Origin of the sequence: Cereibacter sphaeroides 2.4.1 (assembly GCF_000012905.2) — a bacterium.
In the GTDB taxonomy this organism is placed as follows: domain Bacteria; phylum Pseudomonadota; class Alphaproteobacteria; order Rhodobacterales; family Rhodobacteraceae; genus Cereibacter_A; species Cereibacter_A sphaeroides.
This window is the reverse complement of sequence record NC_007489.1, coordinates 61,054-80,001: the sequence shown is the minus strand read 5'-3', so window position 1 is coordinate 80,001 and position 18,948 is coordinate 61,054. Positions and strand designations below refer to the sequence as shown.

The window sequence follows — 18,948 nt, the reverse complement described above, 5'->3', positions numbered from 1 at the left end:
GTCAGACCGGCGGTCCGGGAGGGCCGAAGACGATCTGCCACATCCAGATCAGGAACCCGTAGCCGCCCACGAAGGCCACCGAGAGGAACGGCCAGATCACGGCCGCCAGGAAGAAGAAGACGATCAATTCGTGGCGGCGCCCGGCGCGGGCGGTCTGCACGTTTCCTGCGGGCTCGTCGGCCATGCGCCCCTCCTCACATCGGATTGCGGTGAAGCCAGCGACGCAGCAGCGTGATGCCGAGCGCGAGAAGCCCCACCAGCAAAGCCGAGCCCAGAACGTGATTGCTCATGTACCCAAGCTGGAAGCTGCCGTAGTCGACCCAGCTCCAGACCATGCCAATCGGCACCCCGACAAGGGCCCCGAGCATGAAGCTCATCGATGCGGAAAGCCAACCGCGGGTTTCCTTGGATGATCCTTGGTACCGCATAAGGATAATGGTACAGTAACCTTCCCCTTTGGCAAAGCCTGCTTTCCAGTCAGCGCCGTTTTTATCAAGCTGACATTTTCAGGCCCCCGTATTCACGTCTCCGCATTCGGGTTCCCGCGCTCATGCTATGGCCCTGAGTTCATCGCGACTGCGGTGCGCACCTGGATCGCCGCGGTCGGCGGCCGTACCGCCCTTCATCGAACTTGGTCGTCCCAGGGAGAACGGATGTTGCGAGAGCTTCAACTCCAGGCTCTGAGACGCGTTGCTGAAACCGTGCGCCCAGACCTGCCATGCACGACCATTGAAACCGGACCACCCCATGGGGCAGGCCACGCCGGTCCGCGTCATTCCTCTCGTGATGCCGCGATCAGGTCGAGGGCGGCGGCGATGGAGAGTGGGGCGGCGAGGTGGAAGCCCTGAGCGAAATCAGCCCCGGCCGCGCGAACGAGGGCAAGCTGATCGAGTGTCTCGATGCCCTCCTGCACCACCTTCAGATCCGCCGCATGGACCAGCCCGGTGACCGCGGCAAAGAACCTATGGTCCTGGGCCGCGGTATGACCGCCGCCGAGAAAGGCCCGGTCCAGCTTCGCAACATCCACCGGCAGTCGGCGCAGGCAGGCCAACGACGAGAAGCCTGTGCCGAAATCGTCGATGGCGATCCGCACCCCGAGCGCCCGGATCGAGATCAAGGCCTCGGAGACGGCCTCGTCGCTCAGGGACGTCTCGGTGATCTCGAGGCAAAGTGCGTGGCGCGGGAGGTCGGGCACCTGCGCCAGCAAGTCGGCGAGACGCGCCGGGAAGTCCGGCTTTGCCAGCTGACGGGGCGAAACGTTCACGTTCATCTTCAGATCCAGCTCCGGGCCGGCGGATCGGAAGGCCTGCAGCTGCAGGATCGCGCGGCGCAGGACCCAGTCGCCCATTGCATGGATGTGCCCCAGTCTTTCCGCAAGCGGGATGAAGATGCCGGGCTGCAGGGCGCCGTGGTGCGGATGGTCCCAGCGCAGCAGAGCCTCGAACCCCACCAGCCTCTCTGCCTCGGGGCTGAGGGCGAAGATCGGCTGATACACGAGGTGAAACTGTTCGCTTTCGATTGCTCCGCGCATGTCGTTGTCGAGTTCGACGAGCTGCGTCGTCTCCTCGTACAGCGAGGGGCGGAACAGCTCGCCCCGATTGCCACCGTTCTTCTTGGCGGCATACATCGCGATGTCGGCCGCCCGCACCAGATCCAGATCGCCGATGCTGTCCGCCATTGCGATTCCGATGCTGGCGGAGATGTGGCATTTGCGGCCAGCAACCTCGAAGGGCTGCTCGAGCGCTTGCCGCAGCCGCTCGGCGAGGCTGACGATTCCGGCCGCGTCCAGTCGGTGACAGAGCACAACAAACTCGTCACCGCCGAGCCGAACCACCAGATCATGGGGACGCACGGTTGCCACGAGGCTGCGTGCCACTTCGATCAGCAGCCCGTCGCCCACGCTGTGCCCCATCGAGTCGTTTACGGCCTTGAACCGGTCAAGGTCGATGAAGAGCAAGGCCGCCGCCGGCTGGCCGTCCTGCGCCAGGCGCTCCTGAAGGTAGCTGCGGTTCGCAAGGCCGGTCAGCGGGTCGTAATGGCGCAGTCGCGCGAGTTCGGCCCGAGTTCGCTGCGCCATCTCGGCGGCGATCGCCTCACCCAACTCGCGCGCGCAACTCCGTTCGGCGGAGGTCCAGGGAAGCGAGCGGCCGGTGACCGTCTCCTTCCAGGCGTCGAACGAGGCGCGCGGTCTCATCCGCTGCGTTGCCGGGTTCCAGGTGCCATGTTCGGCCGGATTGCCACCCCAGGTGATCGTCTGCACATGCTCGGGGCGGAACCAGGCGATCAGATCTCCGTCCCCGGATGTCAGGGGGAGCAGCAGGATGCCGCTTCCGGCCGCCAGCAGCTCCGGCAGCTCGGGATGGCGCAGGGTGACGTCGTCGAGGGACAGCACCTCCAGCGGCGAGGGGCGCCCCAGAATGTCCAAGGCCTTCTGCATCGCATCGACCGGCGGCGTCCGCCCGAAGTGCAATTCCTGTCCAGCCAGCCGCACGACCGCGGCACTGGCTCCGACCAGATCGAGGATCAGCTGATCTGCCGCGACAAATGCCGCAGCCAGCGTATCGCCGGCCGATAGCCGTTCGACCAGCGTCGAGAGCGTCGACTGCCGGGCCAGTGTCTCTGCGGCATTCTCGACCTCGCCCAGCCGGCTCAGGAGCAGCGAGACCACTTGCCCGATCATGCCCGCCGTCGCCCGCCACTCGGGGCCGGCAATACGAGGGGTCGTGTTGTGGCAGACCAGCATCCCCCACAGCCTGTCGCCGTCAGCCAGCCCGATGGTCAGGCTGGCCGCCGTGTGCATGTTCTGCATGTAGTCGAGATGGATCGGCGAGACGCTGCGCAGCGAACTGTGCGTCAGGTCGAGGGGCTTGCCGTCGTCGAGCTCGGGATGGCCGAGCAACGGAACCGGCCGGTAGCACGCATCCGCAATGGCACCCACCCTCTGGCGCAGGTAGAGCGCGCGCGCGATTTGCGGAATGTCCGATGCCGGGTAGTGCAAGCCCAGGTAAGGCTCGAGATCCTGCCGGCGCCGCTCGGCGATAACCTCGCCATGTCCGTCAGCGCCGAAGCGATAGGCCATCACCCGGTCATAGCCCAGCACCAGCTGCAGCCCGTGAACCGCGAGCTCGCAGAGTTCCACCTGCGTCATGGCGCTGGAGAAGGTCTCGATAACCGATTGCCTGGCTCCCGGAGGGAGCCGGCCATCCTCATCGCGCACCGGCTCGATGTCGAGGCACATGTAGTCGCCCGACTGGAACGCATGGAGATGCAGCAGCTGTCCGTCGCTTCTGCGGAAGGACCCGATTGTTTCCGGCGTCTCGGAGCCGCTACGACGCGCCTCGCGCAGCAAGATCTCGTTGACGCGCCCGATCACCTCTCCGATGGGCGCCCCCAGAACCGAGGCCGCGGGCAGGCCGAGGATCTCGCCCAAGTTGACGCTGGCATGGGCGACGCGGCCGCTGTCGGCCCGCGCGGTCATCAGCGCTCCGTGCGGCTGGATCGCGCCGGGCGTGGCGATCGGTTCCATCTCGCAGATCGAAGGGTCGAAGGTGCCCCCAGAGATCGTCATGAGGCACCCCCGCACAACGAAGTTCTGGCAAACGTGCGGCAAAGACCTGCATGGCGGCGGAGGGCGGTCATACCCGCCGGGCTGCCACAAAAGGGGTGAACCATTCGAGGAGCGCCGTGAAGGTCGCGGCGGCGCCGGCCAGCACATCCGCCCTCTTGTCGGGATGTGCCGCACCGAACCGGTCCAGCGCAGCCTGGAAGGCACGCCAGTGCGTCGCGGTCCCGTGGGACGGGCCGCCAAAGAAGGCAGTCGCATTCCCGATTTCGTCGCCGATGCGCTTCTTCAGATGATGCAGGATGACCCTGCCGCCAAGCGCAGAGCCCTCGAGCACATAGCGGGCGCCGAGCGCCCGGGCGAAGTTCGTGAGCGGCGGGCAGTATTCGGCCGGTGCTCGCGGGATGCGGTCGGTGTCGATGCCAAGGGCGTGCAGATCCTGGATCAGGCGCCGCGAATGGCCCGGGTCAGGGTCGAAGGATGCCAACCCGCTCCAGCCTCCAAAGGCCACAATCCTACGTTCGATCGGATCGTACAAGGCTAGAAAATGCCGAAGCCAATCCACGTAATCGGCCCAGCCCATGATGCCGCTTGGCAAGCCGAGGAGCGTTTCGGCCCGGTTGTGGAGCATGCCCGTCTTCTCGCGAAGATCGCGGGAAAGGGGCATCACGCGCTTGCACGGGTCGGGCTGCAAGCTTGCCGATCCACGACCCAGCGGACAGGAAGCGGGCTTGCTGATTGCGACCCGCCCGCGACCCCTCCTGCGAAGGGAAGGCGCAAGTTCGTCGTGCTGCAGGATGTGCGACATGTTCATGAGAATTTCCGATAGCCTTCGTGCGTAGAACACCGACGCGATCCGGTCGCCCATGCATTCGTACGGGATTGATTGTCATGTGTACACGCAGCGGGCAAGTTGCACACGGCGAATAGAGCCTTGGCTGTAAACCTCTCAGAGTGCGAGTTTTCAGGCGCATGAGTGATGGATGACTGTCTGCGCGACCGACCGAGGGCGCGCCGCCCTATCTCTGGATCGCCGGGCTCCCTTTCGTTCAGCCTTCGCAGGATCCCTGATCGACCTTGGCCACCCCCTCAGCCTGTTCAACGTCAGAAAAGACGGCCTAAATTATAAATTTAAAAACAGATAGTTAGTTCTTTTACGCGCAAAATACAGCGCATATGCGCTTTACCCACCACTTCTTCCAGCCAGCTTTCCGCATTCTGTTTTATGCACATGCGCGACGGTCTGAAACCCCCTCTGATCGTGCTTAACGTCAGTCAACAAATGGCTTTCTGCTCAGCAGCGCTCAAGCGAGCACCATTGCATCTGTTTATAAACGGTCGTTTACTCGCAGCATCCGAAACTGGAAACCACCCCCCCCATGCCCCTCATCGGCTACGCCCGCGTCTCCACCGAGGACCAGACCCCCCTGCCCCAGTCCCAGGCCCTCAAGGCCGCAGGCTGCAGCGAGATCCACCAGGAACAGGCCTCCGGCGGAAACCGTGCCCGCCCCGTGCTGACGCGGGTGCTCGAGCGCATCGGCCGCGGCGATACCCTCGTCGTCGTCCGCATCGACCGCCTCGCGCGCTCGCTCTCGCATTTGCTGGAAGTGATCGAGCGGCTGGAGGCGAAGGGCGCCTTCTTCCGCTCGCTGACCGACCCGATCGACACCGCCTCGCCCCAGGGCAAGTTCACCCTCCAGGTCCTCGGCGCCACGGCCGAGTTCGAGCGTGCCCTGATCCGCGAGCGCACGAAGGCAGGCCTCGCCAGCGCCCGCACCGAAGGCCGGATCGGCGGCAACCCGGGCCTGCGCGCCCGCGATCCGGCAGCGCTGCGCAAGATCCGCCTCGCGCGACAGGACGGCTACATGGAGCGCCTGAACCAGACAGCGCAGGACTGGGTGCCCCACGTCCGCCGCCTGCGCCCCGACATGGCCTGGGAAGACGTACTGCGCATCATCAACGCCCCACTGCCCCAAGCCCGCCGCTGGACCCAGACCCGGCTCCTGCGCGCCGTCAACGCCTATGTCCGCGACGGTTTGCTTCCCACAGCCGTGCTGGCCCGCGCCGGCCGACGCGAAACCGACGACCGACTGCCAGCCATAGTCGCCGCCATAAAGGGCGCAGACCCGAAGATCACGCTGCAGGACATCTGCGCCCGGCTGGAAGCTATGCGCGAGCGTACACCACGTGGGAGGACCAACTGGCAGCCGTCATCCGTGAAAATGCTGCTGGAGCGCGCCGAAAGGCTGGGGATGCTCGGGTAGGCATGGCAGACACCCACCCTTTACGCAAAGGGGTTCGCGATCCGAAGCGTGCCTTGGACAGCAGGCCATCCTGCATGTCCTCGCTCCACAGCGTGGTGCAACACGCAATCAAGGCGCTGGCCACGATCATCGCGCGACGACCAGAGGTTCCTCTGGGCCTACGACCTGCTACCGCGGGAGGTCAGCCGTTGAAGCGCGGCGCCCTCGCCGGAGGTCGTCGGCGTTCCGGTCGCCAACCATGCACTGGGAAATTTCAACAACAAGGTCGCCGCACGTAATCTGTTACCTCAGCCGCCCCTGATGGCACGGTGCACATCGGAGTTTCGCCTGCCCGGACTCCGCCCTGACAGCGTGAAACAGTTACCGGCCGGTAACCAGCCGCAGTTACCGACCGGTAACTGCGCCGCCTCACTCCTTGCGGGACAGCGCATCCTGAAAAGCACGGACCGCCCTCTCGAGCACCGTACGCTCGATGCCGGAATAGTCGCAGGCGGCACGGATGCGGAATTCACCGTTCCGGGCGGTAACCTTCGTGTCGCCCACCCGGAACTCGTACTTCTGGCGTGCCGTCGGCGCCGCCGCAGCCCGGACATCCACCGGGCGTGCGGCCCCTTGGACGAGCCCTCGCAGCAGATCGTTCTGCTCCTCCACAGAGGCACAAGCCGCGAGACGGCTCCGCGGAATCTCCAGCCCGTCGCCGAGCTTCCGCGCGACATCCACCCCGAGGTCCCGCGGAACCGCCTTGGGAAACGGGAGATCCTCGCCTACGGCCGCCATCAAAGCCACGAAGGACCGGATGTAGGAGCGCTTCACCTTGTGGAGCGAGCGGTAGAGCCTTGCCACGGCGGCATCGGGATCGCCCACCCCCGCCTGCGGATCGGCCGCCAGCGCCAAGGCGATCTGCGCCATCTCGGCGAAGCTCAGGTCCTGGCGGATTACGTTCTCTTCCACCATGTCGACATAGAGATCCGCGCGGTCGGCATCCGGCGTCGTGACGCGCGCGATGGCGCAGGCGAACCGCTCATCCTGACTCTCCGCATGAAGCTGGCGCAGCGCAGTGAGACGGCGCCATCCCTTCTTGAGCTGATAGCGCCCCGAGTTCGAGAGGTAGACCTCGATGGGTTCGCGCTGGCCGCGCTCGCGGATCGAGGCCTTGAGCTCCTCCATATCGTCGCTTTCAGCAATGCCCTCGAGGTCGAGCCGATCACGAGGAAGCTGGTCCACCTCGATCTCGCCCACCGGCAGCCGAACGAGCACCCTGCCCTCGTCGCGCGCGGCGCGGAACTCCCGCGCATCGGCGGCATTTTGCCTCCGCTGCTCGACCAGCGCATCGCTCGCTTCCTGCGCACTCGCGGCGCTCTCTCGCACGGCCACACCCATCGGACCCAGATCGCGGCTGCGCCGGGTCCCGGTTGTCGGCGTCTCGACAGGACCGATCCCGAACCTGTTCCCCTTGACCATCACGCCACCTCCCGCATCTCGTTGCGTTCCTTCCATGCCTTCAGGATCGTCTCCTTGAACTCGGCATAGGCGTTGTCGAAAGACTGCCGCGCCCGCTTCCAAGTCTCGCGGGTCATCTCGCGGTAGTCCTGCTCATAGACCGACATCTGGAACCGGCCGGACTGCTCCACGGCCCGGGTCATCTCGATCGGGTGCTGGCAGACGTCGGCCCCGAACACATTTCGAAACGCCTGGAGCATTGCCACATGCAGTGGGTTTGCAACCTCGAACCGGGTCATCAGCACACGGATATCGACGAACCGCTTAGGGAGCTGGATTCCGGCATCCGCCGCGATCCGTTCGAAGCCATCCGAGATCTCCTGCAGCGCGTCGCCTAGCTGCCCGAGGAACGAGGTCGTCGAGTCATATTCCCAATAGCCGGGACCGGAGGGAATATAGAGCACGTCCGCCGCAAAGGCTGCGTTCAGCGACTGATAGCCGATGGCTGGCGGGCAGTCGAAGATCACGAGATCATACTGGTCCTCGGGCAGCTCGTCGAGATAACGCGCGACGCAGCCGAAGAAGGACCAGGCCTTATGCAGCGAGCGGTATTGCGCGGAGGCAAACTCGACGAAGGCCGCATTGGCGCAGGACGGAATGATGTCGATCGTCGACCAAGCCGTGCGCTGGATGAAATCCTGCACGCGCATGGTGCCGATTTCCTGGACATCTTTGGGCAGTTCGTCGGCGGCCGGGTAGGGGCAGTCTGCCGGGTCATCATAGGCCTCCATGATCCGGTCGGCCTCCTTGCAGAGGTCGCGGCACATGATGCCCCAGACCGTGTCCCATTCCTTTACCTCGACCAACCCCATCGAGTGTGTCAGCGTCGCCTGCGGGTCGAAATCTACCACCAGCACGCGGTAGCCATCGAGCGCGGCCGCGTTGGCAAGATGCTGCGCCACCACCGTCTTGCCCACGCCGCCCTTGAAGTTGGAGACGGCCACGCGCAACGCGCGCCCCTTCGGACGCTCCGGCAACAACTTCTTCCCGCGAAACCGGACCCGTCGGCGGAGCTCGTTGATCTCGGCCAGAGTGAACCATCTCTGGCGGCCTTCCTCCTCAACCACGCCCTGCGGCAACGAAGGGTCCTCCGCGAGCTTCTTGCGCAGCGTGTCTGCGGGCACGTCGAACATGAAGCTCGAGATTTCCCAGATGGAGAAGGGTCGCAGCTGCTTGGTCTCGGACGGCGAGAAGGTCGCCTTGCGCACAGCGGCCTGCTGCGCCAGGCTCCGCTCGTTCATGTCCTGAAGGTAGCTGAAGTCACGCATTTTGTTTCTCGCGTAATTTAACTCGTGGCGTTCAATAGCGCGAAAACCGAAAGCTGCCAAATGCTAATCTGCCAAAATCGCGTTTTTGAAAGTGCGGGTCCGAAGTACACCTCTCTGCCACACGTCCCCCGGCGTTCAGGTGACACGAAGACACGTTCTTGGGGCGAAACGGTGACAAAGCCCCCCTCATTCGGTGGCGCCCTGGATGTCCCCCAATACCTTTTATACCAGAAATCACCATTTTTCGTGAAGGGCGGGCAAATCCCGTCTTCCGAAACCATTTGACAAAAAACGGGAGGCTGCCACACTGCCTCTCACAGGAATCGGCGGTTCAAGCTGATCGGGCAGTAGAGGCTTAGAATGCAGAATGCGCGACTTGCAGGCCCTGGAGCAGGTGCCGAGAAATACGACATTCTTACCGCTCTGGCAGTTAAGGGGTTGTCATCGAGTGGCACTCTGCAGACGTCGATCCTTCGACTGGTGGCACTTGTCACGGCCCGCTACAACTGGGCGCGCGGGGAGATGGCCATAGGTCAACGCGAAATGGCCGCGCTTTGGTCCGTGGACGAGCGCACCGCGAAACGCGAGACCCGTCGCCTGATCGATACGGGCTTCCTCGTGCTGAAGGTCCGGGGCGTGAAGGGCAGGGTGGCTGTCTATGCCCTTGATCTTCCCGCGATCTATGCAGCAACCCAGGAAGAGTGGGGCAAGGTCGGATCCGACTTCGCCCTCCGCATGGCGGCCCGCCACGAGCTCACGCCGCATCGGCAGGTTCCACCGCCATGCCCGGATGCACATGTGGTCCATGTGGATTTTTCGAGCGGCTTGCGCGGCGCATCAAGCCCGTGGGCGCGGATGATGCAGATGCTGGAAGACGCGAACCCAGCCCATTTCGCATCGTGGTATGCACGCCTGTCGCTGGTACGAGCCGAACGGGGCGTGGTGACCGTGTGCGCGCCGTCGCGGTTCGCGGCGCAATATCTTGAGACGCATCTGAGGCGCGAGCTCGAGCATCCGCTTCAAGCCTGCTTTGGCTCAGATACGCGCTGCGAGATAGTAGCGGCGAGCTAAGAGACCGTCCCACCACAAGCACAGAAGTGGCGCGGATGAGGAGCCGACATGGCTGGTGCGCCATGCACGAACCCATGGCTCGTGTTTTCGCGGCACACTCAGCGATCGGCTGTAGCGTCTTACGATACCTCGCGTTGCCGCTGGTCGGATTCGGTGAGACTATCAGACAGTGTCCGTGCAATCTCTTCGATGACCTTGGGCGTGGGCTCGAACGCGGACCCTCTGGGGCTGCACAGTCTCTCTGGATCCGGGAACCGAAGGCCACATGACCGCCGCTCCTAAGACCGTCCGTTCTGTCAAGCGGACCCTGCAGATCCTCGAACTAATGAACCGGGCCGCTGTCGTGCGGGTCCAGTATCTCGCGGAGCAGATCGGGCTGACCGTCGTGCGCTCGCTCGAGACACTGATGGCCGCCGCCGGCTATTTGCGCAAGATCGGGCGGCAGGCGGGCTATTGCGTAACCGAGAAGGTCGCGGCGCTGGCTCCCCTTGACGTTGATGCTCTGGTGATCCGCTTCAGCCCGATTCCGATGAGCCCGCTGTCGCATTACCATTCGACGATCAATCGCCGCATGTACCCTGCTCGACTATGGCCCACCCAAGACCCTCTACAACTGTTGGAAGCTGTGGAGCGACATGGGCGTCTTTGCCCGGATGATGGAGGGGCTGGCCTCCGCAGGCGGCGCGGAGAAGGTCGTCATGATCGACGCGACCTACTACCTGAAGGCGCACCGCACAGCTTCGAGCCTACGGGCGAAAAAGAGGGTCCGACGACCAGCGCGGGCGTCTGACCGGTCGGACCAAGGGCGGGTTGAACACCAAACTTCACGCCGTCACTGATGCCAAGGGCCGCCCTGTGCGGTTCTCCATCTCGCGTTCGTGGCGCTCAGGGTGGATGTAACCCGGTGTAGTTTATCCCGCTCCAATCCCTCCACGCTTTGCACCAAGATCACCACATCACCGGCCTTGTAGCTGGCCGCCTCGCGAGCCTCGGCGCGGGTGAGCGAGAGCGGCGTGAGACTGGCGACCGTCACGTCCTAGGCGCCATTCCGATGCTCCCGCTTCAGCTCGTCGCTGATCGCGGCATCCACCCCGGACGCGGTGGGTCAGGGCCAAAATTTCGGTTCGCTCCCGCACCGAGCTGTGCAATCCGAGCCACGCCCGGCGGAACTTATCGCTGCCAACGGTTTGCCTCTAGCGTGCTTTCGCGAGCGTCGAACGGTGGCGACGTAGGCGATCTGTACAGAGTGGTGGACAGTTCATCTAGATGCTGCACGGCTACCTTCTTGAGCCGTTCTCCACCTGGGTCGTGAAACCGCTTGTCCTCGCGGGGACAGTGGCGCGCGGCACGACGACGCTGATCCCGAAGGTAATGCGGCGCAAGGAGCACTACCTCATCATGCCTCAACTGATGGAAACTCTTATGTTGGTCGAACTGGACACGTGGGTCGGCTCGCTTCAAGCGTTGCGTGGCAAACTCGTTCGCGGGATCGACGCGCTGTAAACGAGGATTTGATACACGGGCGTCACAGCCGATGCTTGAACTTGCTGCAAAGACCAACTAGTTTTAAATCTGGTTTATGGAGGTGACGATGCGCGTAGTCGGGGCGTTCGAGGCCAAGACCCATCTTTCGGAGTTGATATCGGCCGTCGAGGCAGGAGAGGTGGTAACAATCACCCGTCGCGGACGGCCTGTGGCGCGGCTGATGCCTGTTGCGGAGAACAACGCAGGGCGCGCTGCGTCGGTCGAACGTATACGAAGTCTACGTGCAGGCCTCGCGGGCATCAGTTGCAGGGACATCTTGTCTGCAAGGGACGAGGGGCGGCGGTGACGCTGGTGGTCGATGCCTCGGCGGTCGCGGGGTGGCTTCTCCCCGACGAGAACGGCCCCGACCTTGCCGCATTGGTGGCGACACATGCCGATTTCCTCGCGCCTTGGCTACTTTGGGCCGAACTGCGAAACATCCTGATTGTGACCGAGCGTAGGGGGCGTCTGCCCCAAGGCTTGGCCGATCAACTGATTGAAGCAGTTGAGGGGCTGGGCATCCTACTGGACACGGCCCCTTCAAACGCTGGCGTGCTTTCACTTGCCCGACGGCACGGGCTGACGGTCTATGACGCGCTTTATCTGGACCTCGCACAGCGTCGCGGGGCGATGCTATCCACCCTGGATGCCAAGCTCGCCCAAGCAGCGCGGGCAGAAGGCGTGAGCCTAGCGTGACATTTACTCAGCCGAGCATCCCGGCTTCGCGGCGCGCTCCAGTAGCATCTTTCTCGACGAGGGCTGCCAGCTGGTTCGCCCGCGTGGCGTGCGCTCGCACATCGCTTCGCGCAAGCGGGGGGCTCGATCTCCTGGCGCAAGCCAACGATCTGCACCCATCACCCGAGCTTGCGTGGGTTTCTATCTCTGGAGCCTAGCCGGCTTTACACAATACGGCGACCGCATGGAAGCTGCGGTGACGGCCGTCCGGATCGCGGCCAGTGAAGGGAGAGGAGCAGTCTTTGCGCCCTTGGCCGTTGGCGGGGCAGGGGGCCTTCGTGCTGGTGCCGCCGACCGTCTGGCGCGCTAATTCGGTGGGATTGAAACGGCCTTCTTGACCGCGATGCGGTACCTCGAGGCCATTGAGGCGTGTGTTGCGCCGGCATACGGGCCTAAACGGAACGACGAGGGCGAAGCGAGATGATGGACACATTGGCGGAATCGAGCGAGGGACGCCCTGTTCGACCGGAGCACCTTTGATCGCGCGCCATTGATAGGGAATCAACCGCCAAGAGGTGGTCGTGGCCCGGCTCGGCGTTGGCAGACTGGATGTGGCGGGCCGCGCTGATCGCGCCTCCGGATGGCGGAACTGCTGAAGGCTGACAGTTTCCGCCTCTACATGGACGAGACGGCGGCGCCGGTGCTGGATCCGCGACGATGCGGCTCCCTGCCACGCTGGGTGGTCTTCTGTTGCCGACACCCTCCTCGTCGATCCGCTTGCACCAGCGGGTGAGCGAGGTGAGGTCGACCGGCGGACAGTGCTGGAAGAAGGTCCCGTCGGCGAAGTGCTGGTCTGGGTTCTCAGTCCACGTTGCGACTACGGCCTCGCCAGAGAGCCGGAACGCATGCGGCGACGTCGCCGAACGACCAGTGGGTGGTCGGGCGGTGCAGGATTACACTCGGAATCCTATGAAGTTCCGCAGGCCATGGCGATGCAAACCTCGGCTTTCTCTCGCCGGATCAAGAACTTCAGCGTTGTTCAGGGTGGACTCAGTGATCGGAACGAAACGTCTTCCAATCGCCGCGCTTTGCGGATACATAACTCAGTGTTCTTGGGGCAAGTTGAATTGTCCTTCGGTGTCACGAAGCGGGACGCCGTGCGGTAGCTTTTAACGCCGTGCCGTGTGGATCTTCGTTGATCCGCATTCTCCATGAACGGTTTAATGCCATCTGGGATATAATGAAAGCGCGTGAGCCTTAAGGCTTGGCGCTACCACTGAGTAAGCTTTCGTTTCTGTAGCTCGGATTGGGCTAAATTGACGGGCGGCGCCTCACTTGAGAATCTGTAACATGAAGATTTCGGTTGTTACTGCGGTTTATAACCGTCGTGAAACAATTGCGGATGCGCTCCGCAGCGTCCAAGCGCAGACCTACGCGCCGGTGGAGCATGTCATACAGGACGGAGGATCGACCGATGGTACCCTGGAGGAAATAGCTCAGCATTTGCGCCCCGAGTTATCTCTCGAAAGTGCGCGCGACGGAGGTATCTACCCTGCGATCAACCGCGGGATTGCTCGGTCGACAGGGGAAATCATCGGTCTCATGCATTCTGACGATTTCTTTGCGCACGACAAGGTTCTCGAAAAAGTTGCTCATGCATTTCGTGATCCGCGCGTCGACGGGGTATACGGCGATCTCGACTATGTGTCTTATCGCAATCCCTCCCGTATTCTGCGGCATTGGTCGTCAGGAGCATACGAGCCCGGCAAACTGTCGAGAGGGTGGATGCCTCCGCACCCGACGCTTTATCTGCGGCGTGCTGTATTCGAATCTTTCGGGGCCTATGATCCGACATTCCGAATCTCAGCCGACTACGACGCCATACTGCGATGGCTCGTCCGCGGTCAGATCCGACTGGCGTACATTCCCGACGTTCTCGTCAAGATGCGGACGGGGGGCGAGAGCAACAAGTCGCTGGAACGCGTTTTATGTAAAAGTCGCGAGGATTTGCGCGCGATCCGTCGAAACGAGGTTGGTGGAGTTGGCACCTTAATGCTAAAAAACGCTTTAAAAGTATCTCAGTTCGTTACTCGTGAAGGACATACTGGATGACGAAGACCGCCCTGATTACCGGGATCACGGGGCAGGACGGCTCGTACTTGGCGGAGTTCCTTCTGGAGAAGGGCTATGAGGTCCACGGCATCAAGCGCCGGGCTTCAATGTTCAACACCCAGCGAATTGACCACATCTACGAAGATCCGCACGCCCGCAATCCAAGGCTGAAGCTGCATTACGGCGATCTGACCGACAGTTCGAACCTCACCCGTATCCTTGCCCAGATCCAACCGGACGAGGTTTACAACCTCGGCGCCCAGAGCCATGTTGCGGTGAGCTTCGAGAGCCCCGAGTATACCGCCGATGTCGATGCGGTGGGAGCGCTGCGGCTGCTCGAGGCGATTCGCTTCCTCGGGCTGGAAAAAAAGACGCGGTTTTACCAAGCATCGACCTCTGAGCTTTACGGCCTCGTGCAAGAGATACCGCAGCGTGAGACGACGCCATTCTATCCGCGCTCGCCCTATGCCGTGGCCAAGCTCTATGCCTATTGGATCACCGTCAATTACCGCGAGTCTTACGGGATCTACGCCTGCAACGGCATCCTCTTTAACCATGAGTCCCCGCGCCGGGGCGAGACCTTCGTAACCCGCAAGATCACCCGGGGCCTTTCCCATATCGCCCAGGGACTGGAGCCCTGCCTATACATGGGCAACATCGACTCCCTCCGCGACTGGGGTCACGCCAGGGACTATGTTCGGATGCAGTGGATGATGCTGCAGCAGGAGAAACCCGATGATTTCGTGATTGCGACTGGCTTGCAATACTCGGTGCGCGAGTTCATCAAGTGGTCGGCCGCCGAGCTCGGCATCACGCTCCGCTTTGAAGGGCAGGGCGTGGAGGAAATCGGGGTCGTGGAAGACGTCTGTGGCGATATGGCGCCTGAGGTTACGCGCGGCGACGTGATCGTGCGCATCGACCCGCGCTATTTCCGCCCGGCGGAAGTGGAGACGCTTCTAGGCGATCCGGCGAAGGCCAAGCAGAAGCTCGGTTGGGTACCGGAAATGACCGTGCGCGAGATGTGCGCCGAGATGGTGGCCGAGGATCTGAAATCCGCCCGCCGCCATCGACTTCTTCGTGAGAACGGGCTGCACCTGCCCGTGGCGCTCGAAAGCTGACGCATGGAGATGAAAGTCTACGTAGCGGGCCATCGCGGCATGGTGGGAGGCGCCATCCTTCGCCGCTTTGAAGCCGCAGGCACTGAAACCGTCACCCGCGCTCACGCTGAATTGGATCTGACTGACCAGGCCGCGGTGCGGGACTTCTTCCAGACCGAGCAGCCCGATGCCGTGGTGCTGGCAGCTGCAAAGGTCGGCGGGATCTACGCCAACAACACCTACCCGGCTGATTTTATCTACGACAACCTGATGATCCAGTCGAACGTGATCCATCAGGCCCATGCCGCAGGCGTTAGAAAGCTCCTTTTTTTGGGGTCATCCTGCATCTACCCGCGCGATGTGGCCCAACCTATGGCGGAGGAAGCCCTTCTGACCGGCTTACTGGAGCCCACCAACGAACCCTATGCCATTGCCAAGATCGCCGGGATCAAGCTCTGCGAGAGTTACAATCGGCAATACGGCACCGACTATCGTTCCGTGATGCCGACCAACCTCTACGGGCCAGGCGACAACTTCCATCCCGAGAATAGCCACGTTCTGCCAGCCCTCATGCGCCGGTTTCACGAAGCCGTTGTCGAGGGCCGGGACGAGGTATTGATCTGGGGTTCGGGCCGCCCCATGCGCGAGTTCCTGCATGTAGACGACATGGCGAAAGGCGCACTGTTCGTGATGGGTCTCGACGCCGAGACCTACCGCGCCAACACCCAGCCCATGCTGAGCCACGTCAATCTGGGTACCGGTGAGGACATTTCAATCGCCGATCTTGCCCGGCTGATCGCGGAGGTAATCGGGTTCCAAGGCCGTATCGTGTTCGATACGTCAAAGCCGGACGGCGCCCCGCGCAAGCTAATGGACGTCGGCCGTCTCACGCTGATGGGTTGGCGCGCCGAAATAGCGCTCCAAGAAGGGATCACGGAAACCTATCGGTGGTTCACCAAGCACATTTCGGATCTGCGCGAGGCCTGACGCTGGTGTCCACTTTCCTCTGCGAGGCGGGAGATCATCTGGTTGGTATCATGCCCCTGATACCCCCGAAATCTACGGGTTTCGGCGGGACTCCTGGCAGATGGCGCGGTTCCGCCTCAGCGTGTTGAGATTGCTGCGAAATCCGAGCGACCTGGACGCCGAAATGCATGAAGCCTCCCCGTGGGGAGGCTTCGGTGGCGTGGTGCCGTCAGTGCCCTACTTTGACGCGGACGGCAGAAGGAAGGTGAGCAGGTCGCCCGTGATCTCGATGCGGAATCCTCGCGGTCTGTCAGCGTCCGGATGCACGGAGACGTGTCCCAACATGTGTCGCAACAGGTCGTTCGCTTCGACGATCATCGCCGGATCCCGCAGCAGTGACTCCATGCGATCGACGTGGCCCCGATAAGCGGCCACGAGTTCCTCGGCAGACGGCGGCTGACGGTTTTTTGCGGGCGCTTCGAGCGCCGCAAGTTCCGTTGTCAACCGCGCAGCTTCCGCTTCGCGATCGCGCAGTCTCTCGAGAATGTGCGGGCCAGGATCATCGCCTTCCAGACGGTTGATGAGGTTTTCGATCGACCGCTTGACCCGCGCAAGATCCGTCTTGAGACGCGCGGGCGCATTCGTCTGGCCCGCCGATTGCTCCTCCCAGAGTCGCCGCACTTCCGCCGCGAAGTGACGCGCGAGGTCCGGCGTCAGCAGGCCCGCCCGGATGCGCGCGAGAACGGCCTCTTCCAGTTTCGGCCGAAGGATCGTCCGGCGGTTGCCGCAGACCGAGAGCCCCTTGCTCTTTCGATTGTAGCACCCGTAGCGCTCGCCGTTCACGATCGTGATGGAGCCGCCGCAGCATCCGCAGCGCAGGATGCCGGTCAGCAGGTGCCGCGCGCGGTGGGTCTCGTTCAGCTGCCGCTTCTGCGCCACGCGCAGTTTGTACGCTTTCTCAAGCCGCTCCTGCACACGGTTCCAGAGATCCTCGGGGATGATCTGCAACTCCGGCCGGTCGACATAGACGATCGAATTTGCCTCGCCGGGTCGCGACAGCCGGTTGCCGCTGTCGGGATCGCGGGTGAAACGGTTGCGGCCGTAGACGAGCGTGCCGACGTAGGCTTCGTTGCGCAGAATGCCGTCGCGCGTCTGCGCATTGCCGCGCAGGGTGCTGTCGTTCCACGCCATGCCGGTGGGTGAGGGAATGCCCTCGGCATTCAGCGTGGACACGATCTGCCGTGGCGAGAGGCCGGCGGCGTAGTCTTCGAAGATTCGGCGCACCACTTCGGCCTGAGCCGGATCGATGACGCGGTTGAACTCTGCCGCGCCGGGCGCGACGCGGTAACCGTAAGCGAGGCCGGCCGAGACGCGACCGCGCCGCGTGGTGCCGACCTGGCCGCGGCGGGTCTTGTCAGCGGTCTCGCGGCTTTGAAATTCCGCGATAGCGCCGTGGAAGGGCACGAGTTTCCACGGGATCCGGCCGCCATTCGCGGCAACCAGGTCGACGTTCTGGCTCTCGAACCACTCGGACACCTCGGCGATGTCGCGGGCGCGGCGGCCGATCCGCTCGATGCCTTCGACGATGAGGACGGCAACGTCGCCCTTCGCAACGCGGGCCTTCATTTCGCACACGCCGGGACGGTTGCGCAGCAGGGTACGACCGCTGGCCGCCGCGTCGAAAAATTCGGCGGCGATCTCGAAGTTCAGGTTCGCCGCCGTCTCGCGGCAGAGCGCCAGCTGATCCTCGCACGACATGGGGTTCTGCTTCGCGCTGGAGTAGCGCGCGTAGAGCACCGCGAGTTGCCGGCCGGAGCCGGTGGGCATTGGTTCGGCAGCGCCGGCCGCGCGACGGGCCGAACGGGCGGTGGCTCCGCGGGCGCTGTCGGGCGCGTTGCGCAGGATGGTGAAGCCGTGGGACGGCAGCGACATGGATGGGTCTCCTGTCAGGCGGCTTCGGGGCCGTAGACTTGTGCTTGGAACGCCGCGGGGTCGCGCTTGAGCAGCTTCTCGCCCGCGCGGCCCACGACTCGGCCGCTCGGGAGCTGCGTCGCCGCTTCACCCGTGAGAATGCAGCGCGTGCGGGTCTGCGCCACAAACCAGTCCCACATCGCGCGGACGAAGTCGCGGATCTCGGGCTGGCCGAAGACCAGCGGGACGTCGCCGCCGAAAAGGACGGCCTGCAGCATCAGCGCGACCTCGAAGCTCACCGTCTCGCGAAGCCGCAGGAGGTCACGGACGAAGATCTCGAACGGCTTCACCCAGCCGGCCGGCAGGTTGCGGAGGAGCGGGTCGCAGAGGACGCCGCTCGCTTCGAGCGCGTCGATCAGGGCCGTGATGCGGGCGCGGGCCTCTTCGGGGCGCTGCGCGCAGGGCGGCACGTCGAGGAGCGGGGTCGACTTCGCGCAGATGAAGGCCTGTCCGTTTTGCGCGAGGTGGTTCTGAAAGAACTCCTCGCAGCCGCGCCGGGAGAAGGGCGCCACGGCGGTGTGTGTCGACATGTGACCGCGCCCATCGATCGCGACGACGCGCCAGACGCTGGAATAGGTGATGCGCAGACTGGCAGGGATCAGGCCCTCGGGAGAGGGGAAGACAGGCAGGAGCTGCATTATTGTCCTTCTCGGCCCGTGACGCGGGCCAGCTTTGGTCGGAGGGGAATGTGCGGGCAGCGCCGGGGCGGCTGCCCGCGAGCCAAGGGCCTACGCGCAGGCGGGTGCGTGGTCGCGGGCGATGACGGTCACGAGCGAGCGCAGCGCGATCGTCGCTTCGGTCGCGCCGCCGGGGTTCTCGTTGGCGGCCGCAAGATGCAGGGCGGGCGCGGGTTTCGGAGGCAGGGGGATGATGCGGGACATTGACGTCTTCCTCTGGTGTGAGCGGTCCATTTTCGGACGGATCTGGAAGTGAGTTCG

General features: G+C 63.6%; 17 protein-coding genes and 4 pseudogenes. 9 read left to right on the top strand and 12 right to left on the bottom strand.

From position 1 onward, the window contains the following. Position 1: 1 nt before the first annotated feature. From napE to RSP_RS20710, 4 genes are all read right to left on the bottom strand, one after another. The gene (gene napE / locus RSP_RS20730) at positions 2–184 is read right to left on the bottom strand and encodes a periplasmic nitrate reductase, NapE protein (RefSeq protein WP_011331395.1); all 183 of its coding nucleotides are present in this window, start codon (positions 182–184) and stop codon (positions 2–4) included. A 10-nt stretch (positions 185–194) separates the two neighbouring features. Further along, entirely contained in the window at positions 195–347 is a 153-nt protein-coding gene (locus RSP_RS20725) for a nitrate reductase (RefSeq protein WP_227590675.1), read from the bottom strand. A gap of 425 nt (positions 348–772) precedes the next feature. Next, the gene (locus RSP_RS20715; RefSeq protein ID WP_011331393.1) at positions 773–3,568 is read right to left on the bottom strand and encodes a bifunctional diguanylate cyclase/phosphodiesterase; all 2,796 of its coding nucleotides are present in this window, start codon (positions 3,566–3,568) and stop codon (positions 773–775) included. A gap of 67 nt (positions 3,569–3,635) precedes the next feature. Then, positions 3,636–4,430 (bottom strand): biliverdin-producing heme oxygenase, encoded by a 795-nt coding sequence (locus tag RSP_RS20710; protein WP_011331392.1) that lies wholly within the window; start codon positions 4,428–4,430, stop codon positions 3,636–3,638. Positions 4,431–4,941: 511 nt separating this feature from the next. On the opposite strand from RSP_RS20710, the gene RSP_RS20705 reads away from it, so the two are divergent. Next, on the top strand, positions 4,942–5,826 hold the full coding sequence (locus RSP_RS20705) for a recombinase family protein (protein WP_011331391.1): 885 nt from the start codon (positions 4,942–4,944) through the stop codon (positions 5,824–5,826). A 20-nt stretch (positions 5,827–5,846) separates the two neighbouring features. On the opposite strand, the pseudogene RSP_RS22730 reads toward RSP_RS20705, so the two are convergent. The 3 genes and pseudogenes from RSP_RS22730 to RSP_RS20690 form a co-directional block, all read right to left on the bottom strand. Further along, positions 5,847–5,959 (bottom strand): annotated as a pseudogene (locus tag RSP_RS22730) (PIN domain-containing protein); the annotation flags it as partial. 275 nt (positions 5,960–6,234) lie between these two features. Further along, positions 6,235–7,287 (bottom strand): ParB N-terminal domain-containing protein, encoded by a 1,053-nt coding sequence (locus tag RSP_RS20695; RefSeq protein WP_011331390.1) that lies wholly within the window; start codon positions 7,285–7,287, stop codon positions 6,235–6,237. Next, on the bottom strand, positions 7,287–8,594 hold the full coding sequence (locus tag RSP_RS20690; protein WP_011331389.1) for an AAA family ATPase: 1,308 nt from the start codon (positions 8,592–8,594) through the stop codon (positions 7,287–7,289). The genes RSP_RS20695 and RSP_RS20690 overlap by 1 nt, the downstream gene beginning before the upstream one ends. Positions 8,595–8,954: 360 nt before the next feature. Between RSP_RS20690 and RSP_RS20685 the strand changes: the two genes are divergently transcribed. The 5 genes and pseudogenes from RSP_RS20685 (at position 8,955) to RSP_RS20660 (ending at position 11,885) form a co-directional block, all read left to right on the top strand. Further along, positions 8,955–9,665, top strand: coding sequence for a DnaA N-terminal domain-containing protein (locus RSP_RS20685; RefSeq protein ID WP_011331388.1), 711 nt, complete (start codon positions 8,955–8,957; stop codon positions 9,663–9,665). 584 nt (positions 9,666–10,249) lie between these two features. Further along, positions 10,250–10,529: pseudogene (locus RSP_RS20675) on the top strand (IS5/IS1182 family transposase); the annotation flags it as partial. 402 nt (positions 10,530–10,931) lie between these two features. Then, entirely contained in the window at positions 10,932–11,168 is a 237-nt protein-coding gene (locus RSP_RS20670) for a hypothetical protein (RefSeq protein ID WP_017140462.1), read from the top strand. Between the two features lie 76 nt (positions 11,169–11,244). Continuing rightward, positions 11,245–11,496 carry a type II toxin-antitoxin system Phd/YefM family antitoxin gene (locus tag RSP_RS20665; protein WP_202110434.1) on the top strand — a complete coding sequence of 84 codons (252 nt, stop codon included), beginning with the start codon at positions 11,245–11,247 and terminating at the stop codon, positions 11,494–11,496. After that, complete coding sequence (locus RSP_RS20660) at positions 11,493–11,885, top strand: type II toxin-antitoxin system VapC family toxin (RefSeq protein WP_011331387.1); 393 nt, start codon at positions 11,493–11,495, stop codon at positions 11,883–11,885. Before RSP_RS20665 ends, RSP_RS20660 begins: the two co-directional genes overlap by 4 nt. A gap of 3 nt (positions 11,886–11,888) precedes the next feature. On the opposite strand, the pseudogene RSP_RS22785 reads toward RSP_RS20660, so the two are convergent. Together RSP_RS22785 and RSP_RS20650 are read right to left on the bottom strand one after the other, a co-directional pair. Next, positions 11,889–12,053, bottom strand: a pseudogene (locus RSP_RS22785) (recombinase family protein); the annotation flags it as partial. Positions 12,054–12,619: 566 nt separating this feature from the next. Next, positions 12,620–12,796: pseudogene (locus RSP_RS20650) on the bottom strand (IS5/IS1182 family transposase); the annotation flags it as partial. Positions 12,797–13,214: 418 nt separating this feature from the next. Between RSP_RS20650 and RSP_RS20645 the strand changes: the two are divergent. The 3 genes from RSP_RS20645 to fcl are packed head-to-tail and all read left to right on the top strand — an operon-like array spanning position 13,215 to position 16,060. Further along, complete coding sequence (locus RSP_RS20645) at positions 13,215–13,976, top strand: glycosyltransferase family 2 protein (RefSeq protein WP_011331386.1); 762 nt, start codon at positions 13,215–13,217, stop codon at positions 13,974–13,976. After that, a complete protein-coding gene (gene gmd, locus RSP_RS20640) occupies positions 13,973–15,094 on the top strand; it encodes a GDP-mannose 4,6-dehydratase (protein ID WP_011331385.1) in 1,122 nt (373 codons plus the stop codon). Before RSP_RS20645 ends, gmd begins: the two co-directional genes overlap by 4 nt. A gap of 3 nt (positions 15,095–15,097) precedes the next feature. Continuing rightward, positions 15,098–16,060 carry a GDP-L-fucose synthase gene (fcl, locus tag RSP_RS20635; RefSeq protein ID WP_011331384.1) on the top strand — a complete coding sequence of 321 codons (963 nt, stop codon included), beginning with the start codon at positions 15,098–15,100 and terminating at the stop codon, positions 16,058–16,060. Positions 16,061–16,276: 216 nt separating this feature from the next. Here fcl and RSP_RS20630 read toward each other — a convergent pair whose 3' ends face one another. From RSP_RS20630 to RSP_RS22310, 3 genes are all read right to left on the bottom strand, one after another. Then, the gene (locus RSP_RS20630) at positions 16,277–17,971 is read right to left on the bottom strand and encodes a recombinase family protein (protein WP_011331383.1); all 1,695 of its coding nucleotides are present in this window, start codon (positions 17,969–17,971) and stop codon (positions 16,277–16,279) included. A gap of 14 nt (positions 17,972–17,985) precedes the next feature. After that, on the bottom strand, positions 17,986–18,648 hold the full coding sequence (locus RSP_RS20625) for a hypothetical protein (RefSeq protein ID WP_011331382.1): 663 nt from the start codon (positions 18,646–18,648) through the stop codon (positions 17,986–17,988). 90 nt (positions 18,649–18,738) lie between these two features. Beyond that, the gene (locus RSP_RS22310) at positions 18,739–18,891 is read right to left on the bottom strand and encodes a hypothetical protein (protein ID WP_017140463.1); all 153 of its coding nucleotides are present in this window, start codon (positions 18,889–18,891) and stop codon (positions 18,739–18,741) included. Between the last annotated feature and the right edge of the window lie 57 nt (positions 18,892–18,948).